The sequence below is a fragment of the Gelidibacter sp. genome, from assembly GCF_035577925.1.
GTDB lineage: Bacteria > Bacteroidota > Bacteroidia > Flavobacteriales > Flavobacteriaceae > Gelidibacter.
Genome location: NZ_DATJCY010000146.1, coordinates 1 through 21,000 on the forward strand (window position 1 = coordinate 1; position 21,000 = coordinate 21,000).

Consider the following 21,000-nt stretch of genomic DNA (forward strand, 5'->3'; position numbering starts at 1 on the left):
GGAATTTTGTGCTATTATTGCCCTGAAAGGAATTCACAATAAGGATTATTCCGTTGTGAAAACATTTGGGTCACCTCTTGTCCATAATCAGGAGGTTTTTTTATGCCCAAATGTTTCACGAACTCCTTTAAAAAACAATTAAAAACTCGTGAGCTAAAACATTTACTACGGGGCATTCGCAAGTCTGCCTCGTTTTTATTTGTAAATGTTTCACGAACCCCTATAAATGACAATAAAATTTTGTGAGCTAAAAACATTTAGTGCCTCGACTATCTTCGGGGCTTTTTTATTCCCAATCCTCACGCATGATTATTATTAACAAATGTTCTTCCAATGCATTCTTGCGGCATGTCCTTTTGTTTATAATCGTGTATATTTAAATATGTAAAAGCTAAAGCTATTAAATTTTTTCACAGCTAATTTGCGGGAAACCGCATGGTTGGTAATAATCTTTGGATGTCTAGGGATTGTTGGAGTCGTGGAGTGATGTTTTAAAAAGAATTGCTGGTTTTCAAACATAAAAAAAGCATCAATTCATTACAATTGATGCTTTTGAGATTTGTTTAATCTTGTATTATTTTCTTGTTCCCGGAGGATATTTCTCCATGATTTTAGCAACAAATTCTTTGATGCGCTCTTCTTTTTTATCCATGCGTTGTGATAGATAGCCGACGCCCATACCTTGCCAAACCAATTCTTTTTTGTTGGCATCAATCAGGTCCACGTATAAAGTGCCTTCTGTAGAAGTTGAGGTGGAATTATAGGCAGAACCCCAGTAATACGGGCTCCATCCCCAACCGTAACCATAAGGGCCGTAACCGTAGGTATTGTTATATATATTGATTTGATCGCGCGATTTTGTAAAAATACTGACCAACATATCCGGGTTTTCAGATTTTGTAAATCCTTTGGCCAGCAATTCACTTTCAATGGCTCTTAAAATACGGCGTTTGTCAAGATCGCTGATTTCTGCCTTGTCAATGCCTGTTTTGAAAAACGCAAAGGTTTTATACTCGTTAAAATTGGCGTTTTTATCATAATCTGCGGCAACTCGGACCGAGCTGCACGAGGCGACCAAAACAAACAACATTAAAACTGGAATGGTTTTAAGGATTGGGCTACTTTTAAATTGTAGCTGAAGGGATTGATAAAGATTTTTAATTTTTTTCATAGCATTTTGTGTTTAGGGTTATAATGTATTTAGCAATTTTATATCCACTAAGTTTGGTAGTGTGACCTTCAAATTTGGTTCAGCTTCCATGGCGCGTTTAATAGCGAAAATAGCCTCTTCGTTTCTTGCCCAGCTGCGTCTTGAAATACCATTGTTGACGTCCCAGAACAGCATGGATTTTAAGCGTCTTTCAGCATCTTTAGAGCCATCAAGAACCATACCAAATCCGCCATTTATGACCTCGCCCCAGCCAACGCCACCGCCGTTGTGAATGCTTACCCATGTGGCACCCCTGAAGCTGTCGCCAATGACGTTGTGGATGGCCATATCGGCCGTAAAACGGGAGCCGTCATAAATGTTTGAGGTTTCGCGATATGGCGAATCTGTACCGGAAACGTCATGATGATCACGACCAAGAACCACATAGCCAATGTCGCCTTTGGCAATGGCATCGTTAAACGCCTGTGCTATTTTCATTCGGCCTTCGGCATCGGCATATAAGATTCTGGCTTGTGAGCCTACTACCAATTTGTTTTCTTGAGCACCTTTGATCCATTGGATATTATCGGTCATTTGTTGTTGGATTTCTTCGGGAGAATTGGCTTTTATTTCTTCCAAAACCTTACACGCTATGGCATCGGTTTTTGCTAAGTCTTCAGGTTTTCCTGAGGTGCAAACCCATCGGAACGGTCCAAATCCATAGTCAAAACACATAGGCCCCATAATATCCTGAACGTAACTTGGATATTTGAATTCGCGCCCCAATGTTGGATTGTCGGCCATGACATCCGCACCAGCTCGGGAGGCTTCCAATAGAAAAGCATTGCCATAATCGAAAAAATAAGTACCTTTTGCGGTATGCTTATTAATGGCTTTGGCATGGCGCCGCAAGGTTTCCTGAACTTTCTCCTTAAATAGTTCTGGGTTGTTTGCCATCATGGCATTGGCATCTTCAAAAGAAATGTCAACGGGATAGTAGCCGCCAGCCCATGGGTTATGAAGTGAGGTTTGGTCACTTCCCAGATCTATTTGTATGTTTTCGACGTCAAATTTTTCCCAGACATCCACGACATTACCCAAATAAGCAATGGAAACGGTTTCTTGATCGGCTTTGGCCTTTTTTACGCGATTGACGAGTTGGTCCAAATCGGTTATTTTCTCATCAATCCATCCTTGATCGAGGCGTACCTGTGTGATTTTTGGGTTGACTTCGGCGCAAACCGTAATACAGCCTGCAATATTTCCTGCTTTGGGCTGTGCGCCCGACATACCGCCCAATCCTGAGGTTACAAACAAATGGCCTTTTGGTGATTTTTTTATTTTTCTGAAACCATTTAAAACGGTAATGGTAGTGCCATGGACAATGCCTTGCGGGCCGATATACATATAGCTACCGGCAGTCATTTGACCGTACTGCGTGACACCCAAGGCATTGAATTTTTCCCAATCGTCGGGTTTTGAATAGTTGGGGATCATCATACCGTTGGTTACTACTACCCTTGGTGCGTCTTTATGGCTCGGGAATAGACCCATAGGATGGCCAGAGTACATGGTTAAGGTTTGCTCATCGGTCATTTCGGCCAAATATTTCATGGTCAATCGGTACTGCGCCCAATTGGAAAATACCCCACCATTGCCGCCATACGTAATGAGTTCATGCGGATGTTGAGCTACGGCATAATCTAGGTTATTTTGGATCATGAGCATGATGGCTGCTGCCTGTTTGGATTGTGCAGGATACTCATCAATAGGTCTGGCATACATTTTATAGTCCGGACGCAAACGGTACATGTAAATCCGACCGTAGGTTTCTAATTCATTTTTAAATTCTGGAAGTAATTCGGCATGCTGACTAGGGTCAAAATAGCGCAAAGCATTTTGAAGTGCCAACTTTTTCTCTTCGTCAGATAAAATTTCTTTGCGTTTTGGCGCATGGTTTATCGTGTTATCATAAGGTTTGGCCTGGGGTAAAACCTCTGGAATGCCTTCTAAAATTTGATCTTTAAATGAAATGGAAGTCGTTTGCATTAGTTAGTTTTTAGTTTTTTCTTGTCAAAGCCATACGGGCAATGTCTGCATCCACTTTCACAACAATAGCCGCGTTTGAGGAGGTATTGCGCAGTGAAGCAACGATAGCCTTCTGGTGTTAAATAAAAATCGCCTTCTTCGACAGGTACAATTTTTTTCATATCTAAACGCCCTTTCAAATTTTAACTTTAATTTTTAAACGGGTTCTAACAAAGATAGTGTAAATTGGGAAGATTTTTGAGTTGATTTAGTTATGATTTTGGTTTCAAAATATATCGTTCCAAAGGGTTATATGGGAATTGCTTTGTTTCCGTTTGTGTTTGTCAAAGAATTGCAATTTAAACATAATAATTTTTTTGTAAACCACGAGCGCATCCATTTAAAACAGCAACTTGAATTGCTGGTTGTTCCGTTTTTTATTTGGTATGGATTGGAGTTTTTGGTTAGGTATTGGCATTTTAGAAATTGGCATTTGGCTTACCGTAATATTTCATTTGAACGGGAAGCTTATCAGAATGAATTGGACTTGGGCTATATAAAAAAGCGTCCGATTTGGAATTTTTTGAAATATCTTTGTCGACCATGAGTTTTAATCTCCACCTTTCAGAAAATCAGATTATCGATTTGCCTTCTAAATTCACCCAACAACTTTTTGTTAAGCGTGACGATTTGATCCACCCTTTTATTTCGGGAAATAAGTATCGAAAATTAAAATACAATTTAGAACAGGCTAAAGTTGAAAAGACGTCCACTTTGTTAACTTTTGGCGGCGCTTTTTCAAATCATATCTTGGCGGTAGCCGTTGCCGGAAAAGAGTTTGGGTTTAATACGATTGGTGTGATAAGGGGTCAGGAGTTGGTTAATGAGGTAGACAAAAACCCTACATTGAGATATGCCAAGCACTGCGGTATGCGTTTTAAATTTGTATCGCGAGAAGTGTTTAGAGCTAAAATTTCTGACGGGTTTATTGCCGATTTGAAACAGGAGTTTGGTGAGTTTTATTTAATTCCAGAAGGAGGTACGAATGATCTGGCCATTAAAGGGTGTGAAGAAATTTTAACTCCGCCTGACTTTGAATATGATTATATCTGTTGTTCGGTTGGAACCGGCGGTACAATTTCCGGAATTATAAATGCCTCAAAACCACACCAGACAATTCTGGGATTTCCGGCGTTAAAAGGCAGTTTTTTACAAGATGAAATTAGTAAGTTTGCAGCCAATTTGAATTGGCAACTTATTACGGATTACCATTTTGGTGGATATGCTAAAATAAATATCGAATTGGTCAGTTTTATAAATCAGTTTAAACACGATTTTCAGATTCCTTTAGATCCTGTTTATACCGGAAAATTAATGTATGGACTTATGGATTTGTTGCACAAGGGATATTTTCCTGAGCATTCGAAAATATTAGTTGTCCATACCGGTGGATTACAAGGCATAAAGGGGATGAATGAATATTTAAAACAAAAAAAATTACCTTTAATTAGTTAGTGCATATGAAGATTATTTTGAGAATTGTATTGGTTTTTATTTTGATGACAACTGTTGTGGGTTGTGGCTCCAAAAAAAAGATCGTTACTAAAAAGAAACATGATAAAACTGAGAAAGTAGTTGCTAAAAATAAGGATTCAGAACCTTTGGTTAATCCTACCGAAACACCAGTTACTACTGTTCCTGTTGTGACTGCACCCAATCCTTCGGGCACCATGAATATTACGGAGTCTTATATTTCTGAATTCAGCCCTATTGCCCAAAAGAAAATGCGCGAGCATAAAATCCCGGCCAGTATTACTTTGGCACAGGGAATTTTAGAGTCGGCATCGGGTAGGGGTCGGTTGGCCGTTGAGGGCAATAATCATTTTGGAATTAAATGTCATGGATGGAGTGGAGACAAGATTTTTCATGATGATGATGTGTCGCAAGAATGTTTTAGAAAATATAAACATGCGGAACAATCCTTTGAAGACCACTCGGAATTTTTGACTTCACGTGGGCGCTATGCAAAACTTTTTGATTTGGATGTTGATGATTATCAAGGTTGGGCAAAAGGATTAAGAGCGGCTGGTTACGCAACAGACAGGAAGTATCCCGATAAATTGATCAGTTTGATTGAGCGTTTCCAGCTGTATAGATTTGATCAGGAAGTTTTGGGAACTACGGCCTCAACTTCTCGAAAAAAGGATTTGGGTGCACGATTAACGCATAAAGTACAAAAAGGTGATACGATGTATTCGCTATCTAAACGTTATAATCTTTCGATTAATGAATTGCAAAAACTTAATGGCATGACCAATAATAATTTGCAATTAGGTCAAATACTTATAGTAAAATAAAATGATGTTATACAAACGAAGTAGTGAATTATTTATAGAAGCTGAAAAAGTTATTCCAGGTGGTGTCAACTCACCTGTACGCGCGTTTGGAGCAGTTGGAGGCACTCCTATTTTTGCCAAATCGGCCAAAGGCGCTTATGTGTTTGATGAGGACGGTAACCGCTATATTGATTATATCAACTCTTGGGGTCCCATGGTTCTTGGACATGCTTTTGATCCGGTTGTAGATGCTGTTATCGAAAAGGCAAAGCAAGGTACCTCTTTTGGGATGCCAACAGCTATTGAGACGGAAATTGCACAATTGGCAATCTCGATGGTGCCTAATATTGATAAAATACGATTTGTCAATTCGGGTACGGAGGCCTGTATGAGTGCGGTGCGTTTGGCGAGAGGTTTTACCAAAAAAGATAAGATTATTAAATTTGCAGGCTGTTATCACGGCCATAGTGATGCGTTTTTGATTGCTGCCGGTTCAGGAGCCGTGACTTTTGGAACACCAAATAGTCCTGGCGTGACCCAAGGCACCGCAAAGGATACACTATTGGCAAGATATAATGATATTGATAATGTTAAAGAATTAGTAACTGCAAACCAGGGCGAAATTGCTTGTATCATCATTGAACCCGTTGCTGGGAACATGGGTTGCATTCCTCCAAAAGATAATTTTTTGCAGAAATTGCGAGCCTTATGTGATGCCCATGGTATTTTGTTGATTTTTGATGAGGTCATGACCGGATTCCGATTGGCACCAGGTGGCGCACAGGAATTGTATAAGGTTAACGCAGATATTGTTTGCTTTGGAAAGGTGATTGGTGGCGGATTGCCGGTGGGAGCATTTGCCGCGCGCAACGAAATCATGAATTGTTTGGCGCCACTCGGTCCTGTATATCAAGCAGGAACTTTGAGTGGGAATCCATTGGCCATGGCAGCAGGATTGACCATGTTGCAACATTTGAATAATGACAGAACGGTTTTTGCCCGTTTAGCAGAGAAAACTGAATATTTACATCGAGGTATGGCAAAAGTACTTCAAGAAAATAAGGTGAAACATACCATCAATAGAATGGGATCCATGATTTCCATTCATTTTGAAGCACATGAAGTACTAGATTTTGAAACTGCCGCAAAAGCCAACAATGATACTTTTAAGAAGTTTTTTCATGGCATGCTTAAACACGGTGTTTATATTGCGCCAAGTGCCTTCGAAACTTGGTTTATTAGTGATGCCTTAAGTTATGAGGATTTGGATGCCACGATTAAAGCTGTTGAAACGGTCAGTAAAGATCTTTAAAATATACAGTGCATCATAGCATAGTAGTAGCTTTTGATGCGTCCTGTTTGTACAAAAAAGTCTTTCGAGAAATTGAAAGACTTTTTTATTGACCTATTTTGCCATGTCAAAAGCACCGCTAAAAAGAACTGATTTTAAGAGCATTGATGCTATTCAATATTACCAACTGGTATTCTTTTCAATTCGTAATTAGTACTTCGTCCTCCTGCCGCTTCTTTTTGTAATATTCCCTTTTCAATCAGGTCGTTAATATCACGAATGGCAGAATCTTTAGAGCACTTTGCAATTTTCGCCCATTTTGATGATGTTAATTTCCCGTCAAATCCATCCATCAACTTATTTAATAGTTTTTTCTGTCGGTCATTTAATGCGGTATTCGTGTGCTTTTGCCAAAAACCTGCTTTAAACAACACTTTTGTTAATACCGTATCTGTCGATTTAAGGGCATTAATCAAGCAACTTAAAAACCAGATGATCCAATTTGTGATATCTAAATCGCCCTTTTGCGTCTTTTCCAGAAGTTCATAATATTGTTTTCTCTCCATTCTAATTTGGGCAGACATGCTATAGAATCGCTGATTACTTTTATCTGATTGCGCAAGGAGCATATCTGTTAATGCCCTTGTTATTCTGCCGTTTCCATCATCGAAGGGGTGAATGGTTACAAACCACAAATGTGCAACTGCCGCTTTAATGACTAAATCAATTGTTTTGTTGCGATTGAACCAAGCTAAAAACTGGTCCATTTCTTTTTCTAATAATTCGGAATCAGGGGCTTGAAAATGTATTTTTTCTTTTCCCATTGCTCCTGAAATTACTTGCATTGGCCCTGTGGTATCTTTTCTCCAATCAGCCACCGTAATCTTGTGCATTCCACTTCTGCCTGTTGGAAACAAAGCAGCATGCCAATCAAATAATCTGTCTGCCGTTAATGGTTCAAAGCAGTTTTGTGTTGCATCAAGCATCATTTCAACTACGCCTTCTACGTTCCTGTCTGACGCTATAGAACCGGCGATTTCGATTCCTAATTTACGTGCAATTGAAGAACGCACTTGGTCAGGGTTTAGAAATTCGCCCTCTATTTCTGATGATTTTATAACATCAAGTGTTAATGTATCAAGAAAAGCTTCGTTCCGTAAATCGAAGCCTAATGTTTCCATCTTTCCAATAAGTCGTCCTTGCTGGTTTCTAGCTTCGCTTAACAAACTTACAAAATCATCACTATTCCAAGTGAACTCGGGCCAATGGTCTTGTTGATGTATAAAAGTTTTCATTCAATGCATATTGTGCAACGAAAGTAGTTGTTATTCGTCGCAAATCAAAAATAATCGTTGCTTATTTTGCGTTGATTAGGGTGATTATTCGTTGCAAGGTCATTTTTTGCTTGCTCCAATATAGTTATATACAATGAGTTTGATAATTTATGACGTTTATATTACACCAAGTGCCTTCGAAACTTGGTTTATTAGTGATGCCTTAAGTTATGAGGATTTGGATGCCACGATTAAAGCTGTTGATAAGGTTTGTAAAGAGTTATAAACAGGACACTAATTGAAACTAAAAAAGGGAATTTCTACTGTGGAAATTCCCTTTTTTAATTATCGTACTTTTCAGTTTTGGATTATTGTGCCGTTCTTTTTGGAGCCATTTTATGCCCTTTGTTTTTATAACGCATAGCCTGATTTTTACCTTGATAATTGCGCTTCTTTTCCATTTTCGCCCATTTTTGATATTGCTCATCGGACAAAATTCTTTTTATTTTCTTCTGTTTTTCAATCTTTTTGTCCAATTTGGCATTGGCCATTTTAAAGCGGTCGTCTTTTGTCAGGGTCTTACTCTCTGTATCTTTTTTAGAATTTATAAAAGCCTCGCGTTCACTTTGTCTCAATTTGGCTTGTTCCAAAAGTAAGGCCGACATTTCTTTTTGTTGTTTCTCGTTGAGATCAAGCGTCAAAACCATTTTTTTGGCTTGAAGCTGCGCCATTTCTTCAGGAGTAAATGACGTTCTAGACGCTGTACGTAGTTTTCTCATTTCTCTTTTTTGCTCCTGTGCTGATACTTGTAAAGTAGCAATTGCAATACATATCATTACTAGTTTTTTCATGTCTCATTTTTTTAAGGGTTACAGTTCTAGGACTGGGAATGCGATTAAAGGTTTAAAAGGTTAAATGGAAACTGAAAAATTTTAACAATTGGCTATAATCGTTTTTAATTGTCTCTTAGTCAGTTTGATTGGCTCCTTGATTATCGGGTTGGTAATTGTTGAAACCCTTGTTATCGCTAAGGTTTTGGCAAATTATAAAGGTTAAAAATGCGGTTGTTTTTACTTTGGGAGTTTGTAGATTTGGGAAATATTTTCTTTAAAATACTTAGAAAATAAAAGGTTATATTTAACATAAATTCCAGTATCAATGAAATCTAAATTTAGTACTGAACTGACCGAATTGGTAAAAAATAATGTTATTTCTGAAGAAACAGCTTTAAAAATCAGAACATATTATCAGACAGAACAACACGATGGGTCGAGCAAATTATTTACCGTATTTGGTGTTTTGGGATCCTTATTGGTCGGATTGGGCATTATTTTAATCTTGGCCCATAATTGGGATAATTTTTCAAGAGCCCTAAAAATTAGTCTTGCGTTTTTACCGTTGGTATTGGGTCAATTAGTGACTGGATATGCTATTTTTAAAAATAAAAGTGGCATCTGGAAAGAAGCGTCTGCTACATTTTTATTTTTTGCAGTAGGCTGTTGTATAGCTATGATCAGTCAGATTTATAATATTCCCGGAGATTTGAGTACGTATGTGTTGACGTGGACAGTGCTGTGCTTGCCGTTGGTTTATTTGCTAAAATCGAATGCTGTTGCTATGCTGTGTATTGCATTTGCCACATTTTATGGGGCTGAATTGGGTTATGGTTTTAGTGCATTTCCACAAGTACCTTGGATATATTTATTGATGATTACATTTTTGATGCCTTATTATTTACGGTTGATAAAGACACAACCAGAAGCTAATAGTACCTCATTATTTAATTGGTTGATGCCTTTGAGTTTGGTGTTTACATTGGGTACATTTATTAAAGCCTATGATAGTTTTGAATATTTGGCATACGTTATCTTATTTGGTCTTTTTTATAATATAGGCTCACTTCCAATTTTTGCAGATCGAAAATTGAGACGAAATGCGTTTCTTATTTTGGGATCTGTCGGAACTGTTTTTATGCTTTTGATGGCTAGTTTTGATCTGCGGTGGAGTTTTGTGCCAGAAACTGATTTGTTTTTATCGAAAGATTTGTATGTGACCCTATTTCTATTTCTAATTAACGCATCTGTTTTTATGTATTTGTATGCCAATAATTTGTTGATGCGGTTAAATCTGTTTCATTATGTATTTGTAATATTTACGCTATTGAGTTTTATAAGTTTCACATTGGGGCTGGTGACAATTATACTTATCAATATTCTAGTTTTAGTTCTTGGACTGGTAACCATAAAAATTGGGGCAGACAAGTACCATTTTGGGATTTTAAACTATGGATTGCTGATAATTTCGGCGTTGATAGCGTGTCGGTTTTTTGATACCGATTTAAGTTATATAGTTAGAGGGATTTTATTTGTAAGCGTTGGCATAGGATTCTTTTTGACAAATTATTTCATGTTAAAAAGGAAAAAATCAAACGTAAAAATCAGTAATTAAGATGATGAAGTCAACCCACATATTAGCCATATTTATTGTAGTTGCATTAGCTCAACTGTTTGTTCCTGCCCGAATGATTTTTAATCAAGAAACCGTTGTTTCTACTGGCACCGCCTATAAATTCAAGACACAACCTATTGATCCGTCCGATCCGTTTAAAGGAAAATATATTTATCTTAATTACAATGTCAATTCGGCATCATCCACCACAACGGCATGGAAGAGAAACGAGCCTATTTATTTACTGTTTAAAACCGATAGTTTAGGTTTCGCAACGATTAAAGAAATTTCCAAAGCGCAACCCAATCATACTGATTATCTAAAAACAGCCGTCACGAGTTACGACGATCATACACAAACGGTTTGGTTTTCACTTCCGTTTAATGAGTTTTATATGAATGAACATAAAGCTTACGATGCTGAAATAGCACATTCTAAAGCGCAGCGCGATTCGGTGTCAAATACCACGTATGCCTTGGTTTATATTCTTAACGGAACAGGAGTTTTGGATAATGTGTTTATTAATGATATTCCTATTGCGGAGTATGTAGAGAGGTAATTTATTATAAATTTATAAAACAAAAAAAGCTTCGAGATTTCTCGAAGCTTTTTCTATAAATTAACTACTTAGCTTTTCGGGTTTAGAATAGCATCAATACGTTGCAGTGCATCCGCTAAATGGATTCTGGTCATATTGTCATTGGTTCTTCCTAATCCAGATTTGATAGTGCTTTCCAAAGTTTTCAATTCCGCTCTGGTGATGGCTCTAATATCAGATTGGCTTACATCAACATTGGTTCTTGAAATGAAACGTCTGAATTGAGAAGGCACAGGCGTTTGATCTTTGGTCATTAAAAACGCCATTCTGTCAATATATCCGCGTTGTAGGTTTCTTCTGTAAGCATCTATAGCTTTACCGCTATTTAACTCACTGAAAATGCCTTTGCGCAAATCTTGCATCATGTCCAATAGGCCATAAGCATTTTTGCCATTGATGGCTTCATTTTCGCTCATACGTTGCATTCTTCCAAAATCAAGAACATCATTAAGTGTCCTGATTTGGGTGCCACGGATACGGTCTAAAGTACCGTCAAATTCAATTTTATTAAAGATGTCATTGTCCAATAGCCATTCTGGAGTTGTGAACAATTCTTTATGAAGGAATTGTAAGGCTTCTTTTTGTTTGGCTTTATCAACTGGCGTGTAAACATCACCATCTTGGTCGTAGGTTTTGTAAATTTCATAAACACCACCAATATTGGCTGTGACATGGCCCATGTAGCGATTGTATTGTCCTAATACTTCGCCATACATCGTGCCTAAATCGCCGTAATCTTTACCATCTTCGGCGGTCCATTTGATCAAATTTGGAACGATACGCTTTAAGTTGGCAATACCATAGGAACTGGCTTTCATAGCATCATCTCCTAAATCTTCTGTTTGAGAACTTGGATCGATAACGCCGCCACTTTGTTGTCTTCCAAAACGGTACATCGGATCTCCCGCATGTTTTAGAATCCAACTGTCCAACGTTTTCTTTTCGTCTTCTGGCGTGGCTGCATCCAAAATTGGACGGTAACCCCAAGAAATAGCATATTTATCGTAAATACCAATATTTGGCATTAAATCTACATCGCCATCACCTGGTTGTGCAATATAATTGAAACGTGCGTAATCCATGATAGATGGTGCGGTTCCATATTTTTTAGTGAATTCAGGGTTTCTTAAGTCCTCAACTTTATAGGCAGCACTACTTCCCATATTATGAGGCAAACCTATAGTATGGCCTACTTCGTGCGAAGACACAAAACGGATTAACCGGCCCATGATATCATCTTTAAATTTCACGGTTTGTGCTTCCGGATTGATGGCAGCGGTTTGCACAAAAAACCAGTTTCTCAATAGGGTCATTACGTTGTGGTACCAGTTGATATCACTTTCTAAGATTTCACCACTTCTAGGGTCGCTCACGTGAGGACCATTGGCATTTGGAATTGGAGATGCCAAATAACGCACTACAGAATAGCGGATGTCCTCGGGGCTCCATCCTGGGTCTTCTTCAGCAGTTGGAGGATCTTTGGCGATAATGGCGTTTTTAAATCCGGCGGCCTCAAAGGCTACTTGCCAGTCTTCAATACCTTGCTTGATGTATTTGCGCCATTGTTCTGGAGTAGCACGGTCGATATAATAAACAATTTGTTTTTTTGGCTCGACCAATTCGCCACGCTTAAATTTCTCGATGTCCTCATCTTTTACTTCAAGACGCCATCTGTCTAAATACGTTACTCTTTTACTTTCGTGGGCATCTAAACCGTAATCAATTTGTCCACTTGTAAACCAGCCTACACGTTGGTCGTAGATACGACGTTTCATAGGTTCTTTAGGTAATAGGATCATGGAGTTGCTCATCTCCAAAGAAATCGCACCACTTGATGCATTTGAAGGTGGCTCACCCGCAGCATAAGTTTTTACGTGGCGTGATTCAATGTTTAAAGGGTAGCTTTTTAGGCTTTCGATATAGGAAAGCTCGCCATCCAAACGGGTAACTTTGTACTGCTTTCTACTGCGGTCTGGTAAGCCAAATGGCTTCACATCTTTCATGAATAAATCTGTAACTTCAATAACGGTAGTCAAAGAGTCTTTGCCAATAGCTTTTATTGGAAAACTGAATAATACCGGTTCAAAGTTTGAATTTACAACGGCTTCGTGTATAGGAAGTGAATCGTTGGCAACCACACTGTGTGATACCATACGTAGCAATACTCTTTTGTCCTTTTTTTGCCAACGCAATACTTGCTCAGCTTGTTTTCCACCACCAAAGCCTAGACCACTTGCAGTTTTTGCAATTCGGGTGACCATGAGCATTTCTCTTTCGAAGAGAGAATCTGGGATTTCGTAAAAATAGGTTTCATCAATTTTGTGGACCGTAAATAATCCGGGATCGCTTTTGGCGTCTTTGGTAATAATCTTGTTGTAAGGCTGGATGTCGTTTTTGCCTGGTTTTTTCTCTGAATTTGGAGCAGGACTGGTTGCTATGGGTGTTTTTGTAGCTTTTTTTGCTGTCGAACAGGACGCAATTAGGAAAAAAGAAGACAAAAACATCACGCCAATGGAAATTTTTTTCAAAATGTATAGATGTTATGGTTAGAAAAGTGAAAATACGTAATACCAAGCATTCATTTAGTACTGCACAATATTTTAATAAATCTTTAACTATTTAAAGTAGCCAATCAACATGGCGTGATCGGAAACATCGTAATATTTTTTTTGAAGTAGAAGCGGAGCAAAGCGTTTGCTGACATAAATTTGATCGAGTTCAAGCAGCGGAATCCCAAAAGGCCAAGTCGCACTAAAACCTTGTCCGTAATCATGAAAGCTTGTGTAATTGGTTTTATAATCATTAAAATGAACACTTTCATACGGCGTGTTAAAGTCGCCTACAATAAGGTCAGCGTTTTTTTCGGAAACTAATTGCAATACGGTTCCTAGCGTATGTCTTTTATCCATGGTTGGACTTTGAAAAGTATCTGTAATGACTATCCATACTGTTGTATTTTGTAATTGGGCTTCAACAAAATTGATGTCATAATTATAAGGTTGGTTTGTGTATATGACATTTTTAATTTTTCCTTTCACGCCTATGAGCATATCGCCTTCAAGGATTTGGAATTCATAATCGGGGAATTCAATGGTAAGTGTTATAAGGTCTTCTTCCGATGCGTTTTCGGCTTCTACGAGTGAAATAATATCGGGGTTTATGGTTTTGATGTTTTCTGAAAGAATCTCTACATGAATGTTACGTCTGTTTGCAGTATTCCAGAATATGACTGACGTTGCATTTTCGGGAATTGTAATGGCTTTTGGGAAAATATACGCAGTATTCAGCCAGATTCCTGTTATTACCACAGTCAGTAAAAACGTATAAATAAAGAATGATCTTGGTTTGATAAACAGCAAGATAAAGCTAATACAAGCACCAACAAATAGAATGTTGGGCAAGGGAAACGCATAAAAAATGATCTGCAAAAATTGAAAGTGGTCTTTTAAGACAAAATGTACAAGTAACAAAAGAGCATATATGATTAACATACATGCTCTAAATATTACAATTATTTTTCTCATGGCTTAAGCCAGATTTACAAAAAGGCCGTCATCAGTTTTAGTGACTATGGCTACTTTATTTTTGGTTAAGCTTTTTATAGTGCTATCCCATTTTTTGTTGCTCAATCCTGATTGTTCTTTTAGGGAACTTAAATCGACAGGTGCATTGGATTTTAAAAGTTCAAAAACGGCTTTTTCATCTTCGGACATTGGTACGGCTTTTTTTTCTGGCCTCATTTGAGGAAAGAAAAGAACTTCTTGAATGGATTGGTTATTGGTCAAAAACATAATAAGTCTGTCCATCCCAATGCCCATTCCCGATGTTGGCGGCATGCCATATTCTAAAGCACGTAAAAAGTCGTAATCGATCACTCCGTTAGCCTCGTCATCACCTTTTTGGGCCAATTCCATTTGGTGTTCAAAACGTTCGCGTTGGTCAATAGGATCATTCAATTCTGAATAGGCATTGGCAACTTCCTTACCGCAAACCATCAACTCAAAGCGTTCGGTCAGTTCAGGATTGTCGCGGTGTTCTTTACACAACGGACTCATTTCTTTTGGATAATCGGTAATAAATGTTGGCTGTATATAATTGCCTTCGCATTTTTCGCCAAAAATCTCATCGATCAATTTGCCTTTCCCCATCGTGTCATCTACGGCAATACCCATTTCTTTTGCTGCAGTTCTGATTTCATCCTCTGTTTTGCCGGTAATGTCAAAACCTGTAAAATGCTTAATGGAATCGGTCATGGTCACACGTGCATAAGGCGCTTTAAAATTGATGTTGTGCTCGCCAAAAGTTACTTCTGTGGTCCCGTTTACGGCAATGGCGCAATGTTCCAACAGTTTTTCACAAAAGTCCATCATCCAGTTGTAATCTTTATAGGAAACGTAAATTTCCATAGCGGTAAATTCGGGATTATGGGTACGGTCCATGCCTTCATTTCTGAAGTTTTTTGAAAATTCATAAACGCCGTCAAATCCGCCAACTATAAGTCGTTTTAAATACAATTCATTAGCAATTCGCATATATAACGGAATGTCCAAACTGTTGTGATGTGTTACAAACGGACGAGCCGCCGCACCTCCAGGTATTGGTTGTAAAACCGGAGTTTCTACTTCAAAATAGCCGGCATCATTAAAAAACTGACGCATGGCATTAAACAATTTGGTGCGTTTTATAAATACATCTTTAACCTGAGGATTCACTACCAAGTCGGCATAGCGCTGTCTGTAGCGTTGCTCGGGATCTGTAAAAGCATCATAAATAACACCATCTTTTTCTTTTGGTAATGGAAGTGGTTTTAAGGATTTGCTCAGCAATGTAAAATTTTTCACTTTTACGGTTTTTTCACCAACTTGAGTGGTGAATAATTCGCCTTCAATCCCTATAAAATCACCAAAGTCCAATAGTTTTTTAAAGACTTCATTGTATAAAGTTTTATCATCGCCCGGACAAATTTCATCCCGGTTAAAATAGGTCTGTATTTTTCCTTCAGAATCTTGAATTTGGGCGAAACTTGCTTTTCCCTGAACTCTCATCGACATCAATCGGCCAGCAATGACCACTTTCTTTCCCTCTTCGAATTGAGATTTTACCTGTTTAGAAGTATGGTCCACAGGATATAAATTGGCTGGATAAGGATTGATTCCCAATTCACGTAATTTGTCTAATTTTTCTCTTCGAATGAGTTCTTGTTCTGAAAGTTGCATGTTATAAAATTTTTGAAGTGCAAATTTACGATATTTAAAAAAATTAACACAATACTTTCACTGATAGATTGGGTTTTTGGAGGATTGATAGTAGAAACGGAGTTTAGCATACTAAAATAGTTTGAGGTTATACACTTTTGAAATTTTTTACAACTGATACAAGAATATTTTTTTAGATTTAAAGCGTAACAAATTAGGCAGTTTTACGTCCAATTTGTTACATCAATCAGCCATCTTTAAGACAAGGTGGTTCTTAAAAACATCAAAATAATGAGTATCTGGAGAGTCCTTCTTTCTATTTTTTGTCCGCCACTTGCCGTTCTTGATAAAGGTTGCGGCTCAATAATAATTGTTTTTTTATTATGGCTTTGTGGCTGGGTTCCTGGTGTTATTGCAGCTTTAGTGATATTGAACAATCCGAAGAGATAATTGTTGATTGAAGACTGAGGATCAATAACGAATAAACAAGTGACAATAGAAGATAGAATAAAACTGTCATAGCTCTTATGTCATTTCGTATTATGTCAAATTACAACTGACAACGCAAAACTGATAACCAAAATCAGAAAGTTATTCTCATGGAATCTCTGTAGCACTCTGACCAAAAATCAGTAATTTTACTTTTCATACTAAAATCCGATTTTATGAAACATCTTTTTACACTTGTTTGCCTATCATTTTTTGTAATGAGTTGTAGCGTTACAGAATCTATTGTGTTTAATGAGCACATGGGCGGTGTCTATAAATCTACTTTTGACATGTCGCAAATTATGACCATGTTTAATGAAAGTAATTTTAGTGGAGATGAACAAATACCATCGAAAGCAGTAGATACCACCATTGTATTCAATCAGTTTTTGGAGCAGAATAAAGACAGTATTAGTACATTGCCATTAGATCAGCAAAAACAGCTGTATGATTTAAAAGATGTTGTGATTGATATGCGAATGGATGAAGATAACAGTGTGTTCAATTTTGCTGTAAACCGTCCATTTATTGATATTACTGAACTAAAGCAGATTAATGAGCAATTGGATGGTGCTATGCAAATTGCACAAGCGATGAGTGGAAAAGAAGAGCTGGCATTGCCAGGGTCAGAAAACCAGGATGGTAAAACAAAATCTGATCCTGTTTTTTACGGTTTTTCCAATAATACGTTCACGCGTGTTCAACTGAAAAAAGAAACTGTTTCAGAAGCTAGTAATAATGATACATCTGCAGGATCAGAAGACAGTCTAAAGGATTTGGGCGATCAGTTGGGTGAGTTATTTAAAGCTTCATATTATACCATGACCTACACTTTCCCAAAAGCTATTAAATCGGTGTCGTACAAAGATGTGACTTTTTCTGAAGATAGAAAAACAGTGACGCTCAAAACCGATTTGAATGCCCTTAATAAGGATTCTGATTTGATGAATTTGGAGATTATATTAGAAGATTAAAATCGTGAACAAAACTATCGATATACAAGATTTAGGACATAAAGATTACAAGGAGACTTGGGATTATCAAGAGGAATTGTTTAAATCAATTATTGCCGCAAAAGTTAAAAATAAAAGAGAAGAAGTCCATGTTGAGACGTCAAATTATTTTTTACTTGTAGAGCATTCCCATGTTTATACCTTAGGTAAAAGTGGAGATTTTTCAAATCTGCTATTGAATGAAGAACAACTTTCCAAAAAAGGTGCGTTTTTTTATAAAATCAATAGAGGGGGAGATATTACCTATCACGGCCCAGGACAAATTGTGGGTTATCCTATTCTCGATTTGGAAAACTTTTTTACTGACATTCATAAATACCTACGTTTATTAGAGGAAATGGTGATCCTAACGTTGGCAGAATATGGTATAGAGGGCCAACGAAGTGCTGGGGAAACAGGTGTTTGGTTGGGTGTGGGCACTCCGTTTGCTCGAAAAATTTGTGCGATGGGTGTAAGAGCTAGCCGATGGGTTACCATGCATGGATTTGCATTTAATGTGAATACAGATTTGGGGTATTTTGATAACATTGTTCCATGTGGAATTCGCGGTAAAGCTGTGACTTCGTTAAACGTTGAGCTTGGTGTTGAAAAAGTGGACGAAGCCCAAATAAAGACAAAACTTCTGAAACATTTTATGGCTCTTTTTGAAGCGGTGCCATCGCAAGAAACAAAACAAAGTCAATTTGCTTAGGACGGTGAGTTGTCCGTTGTCCGTTGTGTCATCAATTGTTCAGCTAATTTGAGCAATCAACAATCAACAATCAACAATATCTCTACGCCTCTTCATTAAAAAACACTTTGTAATAGTGCATTTTCTTTTCATCATCATAGCCACGTTCCAAATATTCTGATGAGGCATCTGGAGCGTCAATATCCAATTTGATTTGGATGTTGGTATCGAGTTTAATCTCTGTTTTTATTTTCTGTTTTTCCTTTTTAAGGACACTTTCCGAAACATCAAATTGGTTGCGGATTACTAAAGAATGATCGGTTTCATAGCTTTTTTTATAATCTTCAAAAAGTTCTTTGTGCTTATCGTCATCAAAAAGTTCGTCTTTAAAATTTTCTACGTTAATCACTTCATTTTCCTTAAAAAAATCGATGGTTTTAGCTAGGAATGTACTTTTTTCTTGAATGCCTAAACTAGGTTTTAAAATATCTTCTGAAAAATCTTTACAGAGTTCGATATAGTTTTTAGTGTGTTGATTATGGTCATCTGGATATTTAACGTTCAGAAAATGTTTGATCCAGTATTGTGTATCGTAAGAATTATTGTCCACGCTGAGCACAATATTTCCTTCTACGTCGGACGTGTTGAGGATTAGGCAGCCTTTGTCCACTTTTTTTGTTGGAATTCCTTTTTGTGTAATAATATCGTAGCTGTTATTTTCCAAATAAGTCTGAAAAAACTCAGCCTTATTTTCAATCTTAAAAATACCTACGGCATTTATAAAAAGATCTTCATATTGAATGTCATTAAACATACAAACCATGACATCGCCCGTTTTAATTTGTGCCGAATTACTTTGTTCAAACAGATGGGTTACGATGTGTTTGGAAACTTCTAAAAAATCACTTTCATCAGCAAACAGTTGTGTTGCATACGTATTGATTTCGTTGAGATTAATGTTGGAATGGTGATTAAAGCGGTAAGTTTCTACCAAGCTCCCAAAAGGACGTAATAAATAAGGTAGCATCAAGTCGTAACTGATTTCGTCAAAGTCTAATTCTTGTTCAGAAAAGGCGTTTTTGGTGCTGTTGAATTTGTTGCCAACTTTATGAAGGATGGCTTTTGAAATGGATGCTTTGGTACGTTTTATCATTTGGAGAGGTTTGCTTTATTGAAGTCTGCAATACTACATAAATTTGACTAAAAATAAATGAAAACGCCAAAGAAAATCCTTGGCGTTTTTTGAAATTTGGGTGTATGAAAGTTGAATATTCAGTTTAAATTTTTATAAATTCAACACGTCTGTTTTGTGCTTTGCCATCGGCTGTAGAGTTTTCCGCAACAGGAACTTCTGAGCCCTTTCCATCTGTTTCAAGTCTGTCTGAAGAAATATTATACAAATTGACTAAGGCATTTTTTACGGATTCTGCACGGTCTTTTGAAAGTTTTAAATTGTTGGTGCTATTGCCGTCAGCATCGGTATGGCCAACAATATTCAGTTTGATGTTTTCGTCTTGCATTAAGACTTGCGAAATTTGCAGGACAATGCCCAAAGATTGTGGTTTTATATTGGCTGAACCGGAATCGAAGAGAATCCCATTGGTGGATATTTTGCCTTCAGAGATAAGGGTACGCCTAAGATCCTGCCCACCTTCCGCTACCTTTAAATTACTCAGGAACAGACGGTCTTTCCCGTCTTTAAGGCCAGATACCCTGAATCTTAAGGTGCTTATTTTGCCTACTGGAACGATCCTGGGGATATCCAGGTATTTGGTCTCGTTCAGCCAAAATCGGTACCGTTGGCTGTTTACAGCGATAGATACATGGGCTTGTTGCAAAACGGTTTTTCGGATATCGGCATTGATGGTACTGTTCATTTCGCGTTTTCCGTCCACAAGATTGCTGACCCCAACCCCTCTGCTTATAAATTGGCATAAAGGGAGCTCTACATCTACCTCGTTGGTGTTTCGGTCAAAGTTGTTTTTGTCGCCTACGGTAATATGTATGTAGGCTCCGGAAGAGGTCTTGGAGTCCAATCCGGCGGTGAGAAAATCGAATTCAATAGTATATTCTTCCGGAAGTTTGGGGACATCCGGGATATAACTTATAGAGCCGCTCTTTATCTCAAACCATTTGTTCGGCGAGCCGTCCATGGTTACTATTTCCCCAGTGCCATTGGTGTTCCATTTGGAGGGGAAGTCACCTACAAAATCATTGGAGAAGTCGTCGAAGAACATTAGTTTATCACCCGGAACAAAATCAAATTTACTGTAAACTTCCAGGCCGCGCGGAACGTTTTTATTTTCCGGTGCGGATGATTGGTTGGAATCGTTGCCTTCAGTTGAAGTTGGCGGGGTATTGGAAGGTGTCTTTTGACTTGGCGATTTTTGGCTTGGATCTAAAATAGAATCCATTATTTTACCGGTTTCCTTTTCCGTTTTACGTTCTAGTTTTTTTTCAACGGTACGTTCGGCACTTTTTTGCAAACGCTTTAGTAATTGTGCGTTG

General features: G+C 37.8%; 20 protein-coding genes. 10 read left to right on the top strand and 10 right to left on the bottom strand.

Annotated features, from left to right (window positions below):
- Positions 1 to 574: 574 nt before the first annotated feature.
- From VNJ50_RS04980 to VNJ50_RS04990, 3 genes are read right to left on the bottom strand one after another with little or no spacing between them, the layout of a single operon-like run.
- Positions 575 to 1,171: a DUF4136 domain-containing protein gene (locus VNJ50_RS04980; RefSeq protein ID WP_325579629.1), complete on the bottom strand. Its 597-nt coding sequence runs from the start codon at positions 1,169 to 1,171 to the stop codon at positions 575 to 577.
- Positions 1,172 to 1,189: 18 nt separating this feature from the next.
- Positions 1,190 to 3,184, bottom strand: a complete 1,995-nt coding sequence (locus VNJ50_RS04985; protein WP_325579658.1) for a urocanate hydratase — start codon at positions 3,182 to 3,184, stop codon at positions 1,190 to 1,192.
- A 14-nt stretch (positions 3,185 to 3,198) separates the two neighbouring features.
- Positions 3,199 to 3,360 (bottom strand): DUF5522 domain-containing protein, encoded by a 162-nt coding sequence (locus VNJ50_RS04990; RefSeq protein WP_325579630.1) that lies wholly within the window; start codon positions 3,358 to 3,360, stop codon positions 3,199 to 3,201.
- 92 nt (positions 3,361 to 3,452) lie between these two features.
- Here VNJ50_RS04990 and VNJ50_RS04995 point away from each other — a divergent pair, with 92 nt between their 5' ends.
- The 4 genes from VNJ50_RS04995 to hemL are packed head-to-tail and all read left to right on the top strand — an operon-like array spanning position 3,453 to position 6,826.
- Complete coding sequence (locus VNJ50_RS04995) at positions 3,453 to 3,785, top strand: hypothetical protein (RefSeq protein ID WP_325579632.1); 333 nt, start codon at positions 3,453 to 3,455, stop codon at positions 3,783 to 3,785.
- Entirely contained in the window at positions 3,782 to 4,693 is a 912-nt protein-coding gene (locus tag VNJ50_RS05000; RefSeq protein WP_325579634.1) for a 1-aminocyclopropane-1-carboxylate deaminase/D-cysteine desulfhydrase, read from the top strand. Before VNJ50_RS04995 ends, VNJ50_RS05000 begins: the two co-directional genes overlap by 4 nt.
- A 5-nt stretch (positions 4,694 to 4,698) precedes the next feature.
- Entirely contained in the window at positions 4,699 to 5,535 is an 837-nt protein-coding gene (locus VNJ50_RS05005; RefSeq protein ID WP_325579636.1) for a glucosaminidase domain-containing protein, read from the top strand.
- A gap of 4 nt (positions 5,536 to 5,539) precedes the next feature.
- The gene (gene hemL / locus VNJ50_RS05010) at positions 5,540 to 6,826 is read left to right on the top strand and encodes a glutamate-1-semialdehyde 2,1-aminomutase (RefSeq protein WP_325579660.1); all 1,287 of its coding nucleotides are present in this window, start codon (positions 5,540 to 5,542) and stop codon (positions 6,824 to 6,826) included.
- A gap of 149 nt (positions 6,827 to 6,975) precedes the next feature.
- Here hemL and VNJ50_RS05015 read toward each other — a convergent pair whose 3' ends face one another.
- Positions 6,976 to 8,100 (bottom strand): Fic family protein, encoded by a 1,125-nt coding sequence (locus VNJ50_RS05015; protein ID WP_325579638.1) that lies wholly within the window; start codon positions 8,098 to 8,100, stop codon positions 6,976 to 6,978.
- Between the two features lie 133 nt (positions 8,101 to 8,233).
- Between VNJ50_RS05015 and VNJ50_RS05020 the strand changes: the two genes are divergently transcribed.
- Entirely contained in the window at positions 8,234 to 8,365 is a 132-nt protein-coding gene (locus VNJ50_RS05020; RefSeq protein WP_325579664.1) for a hypothetical protein, read from the top strand.
- Between the two features lie 82 nt (positions 8,366 to 8,447).
- Here VNJ50_RS05020 and VNJ50_RS05025 read toward each other — a convergent pair whose 3' ends face one another.
- A complete protein-coding gene (locus VNJ50_RS05025; protein WP_325579640.1) occupies positions 8,448 to 8,930 on the bottom strand; it encodes a hypothetical protein in 483 nt (160 codons plus the stop codon).
- Positions 8,931 to 9,237: 307 nt separating this feature from the next.
- Between VNJ50_RS05025 and VNJ50_RS05030 the strand changes: the two genes are divergently transcribed.
- Both VNJ50_RS05030 and VNJ50_RS05035 read left to right on the top strand, forming a co-directional pair.
- A complete protein-coding gene (locus VNJ50_RS05030; RefSeq protein ID WP_325579642.1) occupies positions 9,238 to 10,527 on the top strand; it encodes a DUF2157 domain-containing protein in 1,290 nt (429 codons plus the stop codon).
- A gap of 1 nt (position 10,528) precedes the next feature.
- Positions 10,529 to 11,086 carry a GDYXXLXY domain-containing protein gene (locus tag VNJ50_RS05035; protein WP_325579644.1) on the top strand — a complete coding sequence of 186 codons (558 nt, stop codon included), beginning with the start codon at positions 10,529 to 10,531 and terminating at the stop codon, positions 11,084 to 11,086.
- A gap of 68 nt (positions 11,087 to 11,154) precedes the next feature.
- Here the strand turns inward: VNJ50_RS05035 and VNJ50_RS05040 are convergent, their stop codons facing one another.
- The 3 genes from VNJ50_RS05040 to lysS form a co-directional block, all read right to left on the bottom strand.
- A complete protein-coding gene (locus tag VNJ50_RS05040) occupies positions 11,155 to 13,629 on the bottom strand; it encodes a zinc-dependent metalloprotease (protein ID WP_325579662.1) in 2,475 nt (824 codons plus the stop codon).
- 111 nt (positions 13,630 to 13,740) lie between these two features.
- Positions 13,741 to 14,553 (bottom strand): endonuclease/exonuclease/phosphatase family protein, encoded by an 813-nt coding sequence (locus tag VNJ50_RS05045; RefSeq protein WP_325579646.1) that lies wholly within the window; start codon positions 14,551 to 14,553, stop codon positions 13,741 to 13,743.
- A gap of 99 nt (positions 14,554 to 14,652) precedes the next feature.
- Positions 14,653 to 16,341 carry a lysine--tRNA ligase gene (gene lysS, locus VNJ50_RS05050; protein WP_325579648.1) on the bottom strand — a complete coding sequence of 563 codons (1,689 nt, stop codon included), beginning with the start codon at positions 16,339 to 16,341 and terminating at the stop codon, positions 14,653 to 14,655.
- Positions 16,342 to 16,611: 270 nt separating this feature from the next.
- On the opposite strand from lysS, the gene VNJ50_RS05055 reads away from it, so the two are divergent.
- From VNJ50_RS05055 to lipB, 3 genes are all read left to right on the top strand, one after another.
- Positions 16,612 to 16,770: a YqaE/Pmp3 family membrane protein gene (locus VNJ50_RS05055; RefSeq protein WP_084647731.1), complete on the top strand. Its 159-nt coding sequence runs from the start codon at positions 16,612 to 16,614 to the stop codon at positions 16,768 to 16,770.
- A 215-nt stretch (positions 16,771 to 16,985) separates the two neighbouring features.
- Complete coding sequence (locus VNJ50_RS05060) at positions 16,986 to 17,783, top strand: hypothetical protein (protein WP_325579650.1); 798 nt, start codon at positions 16,986 to 16,988, stop codon at positions 17,781 to 17,783.
- Positions 17,784 to 17,787: 4 nt separating this feature from the next.
- Entirely contained in the window at positions 17,788 to 18,513 is a 726-nt protein-coding gene (gene lipB, locus VNJ50_RS05065; RefSeq protein WP_325579652.1) for a lipoyl(octanoyl) transferase LipB, read from the top strand.
- A gap of 82 nt (positions 18,514 to 18,595) precedes the next feature.
- Here the strand turns inward: lipB and VNJ50_RS05070 are convergent, their stop codons facing one another.
- Both VNJ50_RS05070 and VNJ50_RS05075 read right to left on the bottom strand, forming a co-directional pair.
- Entirely contained in the window at positions 18,596 to 19,645 is a 1,050-nt protein-coding gene (locus tag VNJ50_RS05070) for a nucleoid-associated protein (protein WP_325579654.1), read from the bottom strand.
- A 124-nt stretch (positions 19,646 to 19,769) separates the two neighbouring features.
- Positions 19,770 to 21,000, bottom strand: a 1,231-nt coding sequence (locus VNJ50_RS05075; protein WP_325579656.1) for an OmpA family protein, incomplete at its 5' end; no start/stop codon positions are given.